2 protein-coding genes are annotated in these 2,187 nt (G+C 59.5%); one reads left to right on the top strand and one right to left on the bottom strand.

Annotated elements, in window-relative coordinates; translation table 11 throughout:
* Positions 1–73: IS3 family transposase (locus ACTQW0_RS08455; RefSeq protein WP_441015707.1), on the top strand; the 73-nt coding region annotated here is incomplete at its 5' end.
* Between the two features lie 560 nt (positions 74–633).
* Here the strand turns inward: ACTQW0_RS08455 and ACTQW0_RS08450 are convergent.
* Entirely contained in the window at positions 634–1,632 is a 999-nt protein-coding gene (locus tag ACTQW0_RS08450; protein ID WP_441567770.1) for a hypothetical protein, read from the bottom strand.
* Positions 1,633–2,187: the final 555 nt, after the last annotated feature.

The following is a 2,187-nucleotide window of genomic DNA, read 5'->3' as shown; positions in this document are numbered from 1 at the left end:
CACGAGGAGGCGCCAGGTTAAACTGAAGGGACTGACCCCGGAGGAGTTCCGGAGACAGTCCCTTGCGGCGTAGTTCTTATTTAAGCCGTCCAGGTTTTGGGGTGCAGTTCATCGCGAGCCGGGGCCTTTTGTTTGGAGCGCCTCCGCATGCGGAAGCTGCGTCCCAGAATTGGCGCTCAGAATGGGGCGTGCTTTCCGGTAGAGCCTCTAGCGGAAAGCGCATCCCGGAATCCGCGCCTGGAATGGGACGCACTTTCCGGAACGGCCCTCAACCGGAAACTGCGTCCCAGAATTTCGCTCCAGAGTGGGATGCCGTTTCCGGCTGAACCCTCTGGCGGAAAGTTCATCCCAGAATTGACGCTCGGGGTGGGACACGGTTTCCGGATGGAATCTCAGCGGAAACTGCGTCCCAGTTTGAGCGTCTAATCCGGGGTGCAGTTTCCGCTGAGTGCTCCATCCGGAAAGACTGTCCCGTTCTGAGGCCTGATTCTGGGATGCGGTTTCCGCTAGGCATGCCATTTGGAAAGCGCATCCCGTTTTGAGTGCTCAATCTGGGACATGGTTTCCGCGGGTGCTGCCAACCGGAAGGTGTGTCCCAGTTTGGTGGGCAGACGGGCATAAGCTCAGCAGCTCCTACAGCTCTACTTCGTTGAGCCATGTCGGCAGCGCGGTCTGCCGGATGCCTGCCGTCTGCAGCTTTTTGCCGAGCATGCCTGCCGAGCGGACTTCACTCATGGTAAAGCGCAGCAGAGGGTGACCATAGAGCGACAGATGCGCCTCGCGCTGCCGTTCGGCAACGAGTGCCTCGGCGGTGGTACGCCCGGCTAGCATGGTCTGGTCGGTATATTTGACGAACCCGTCGAGCTCGCCCAGCGTGAGTTCCCGCGCCTGGCGCTCCCAGGCAAAGTCCGTTCGCATGGTCTCGGTCGAATCGAAGGGGTCCGTCAACTCGTATTGAAGCCAGTCGGGCGCAAAGCCCGTCTCGATCATGACGGCTCGGGTGACCGATTCCCCGCCGCTCTCGGCGCGAGCGTCGGCATATCGAAGTGTTGTGAGGGCGGTACGAATCGCGCGACCATTGCGGGCGGTCGCTCGTTGCTCGACGGCCTCCATCAGCTGCTCTCGCGTAAGGCCGAGCTTTGAGATTGCCGAATCGGCAATGGGCATACCGTCGGCAAAACCAGTTTGCAGCAGACAATCTGTGACCGTTTGGATGGGCGGCGTTACCGATATGCCGGATAGACGGATTGCTCCGGCCGGCTCAATCTGGTGCCGCTGGATTCGGACGCCCGGGCGAGCCGACGGCTTTGTCGAGCTGCAGACATGCACGACATTCAGGTATCGCCACGAGACCTCGAGCCCCAGCAGGCAAGCTGCCGAAAACGAGCAGAACGTCCAATCGGGGTGGGTGACCGCAAGGGCGCGGAGGATTTCGCAATGACGCTGCGCTCGGTTGAGCTCATCCCAGCGCATTTTGCGCGCGAACAGTCCCGGCATGGGGGAGACGACCGCGCTGCCGGTGCGCCGGAGGAGCGCTTTTCGGATCGCTGTGCTCGGGGGGATCAGGCATCGTCCCTCTTGTTCGGCTTGAGTGAGCAGTTGGTCGATGAGTTGGTCATTGCAATGGGTCATGAGCTACCGCCTCCTTTTGGGTAGCAAAAACGTATCAGCCGCAACTTGCCGCTCAGCTGACCAAAAGCTGGCCAAAATCTAACCATGCAGGTAGATGGCCTGTTTTCGGCGACATTTTTACATCCGAATCGGTGGGAGGTAATCGGCGACCTTGAACGGTAGCTAGATATGAAGCCTTGGTAAGTTTTGGGACGTGTACTTTTTTGAAAAAGAGCATTCTATCTGCTGGTTTGTGTTTCTGGATCACATATTTGAAGGCATGTGATAAGGGCGGCGGGTCGTCGTCTGTGTCGGCAGAAGCTGCATCCCAGAATTGCCGCTCGGAATGGGACGAGCTTTCCGGAACGCCCCTCAACCGGAAACTGTGCCCCAGATTTCGGCCTCAGAGTGGGATGCCGTTTCCAAATCAGCCCTCAACCGGAAATTGCATCCCGGAATGAGCGCGGGACTGCGGACGATTTCCTGGACCGCTAAATCGCGGCCATCCCCAGCGACGACCGGTAGTCGTCCGGTGTCGCGCCACCGAGCGCGTCGCTTGCCCGCTCGGAGTTGAAG

It is taken from the genome of Collinsella sp. LCP19S3_B7, from assembly GCF_052121795.1.
Lineage (GTDB): Bacteria > Actinomycetota > Coriobacteriia > Coriobacteriales > Coriobacteriaceae > Collinsella.
This window is presented reverse-complemented; position numbering and strand designations above follow the sequence as displayed.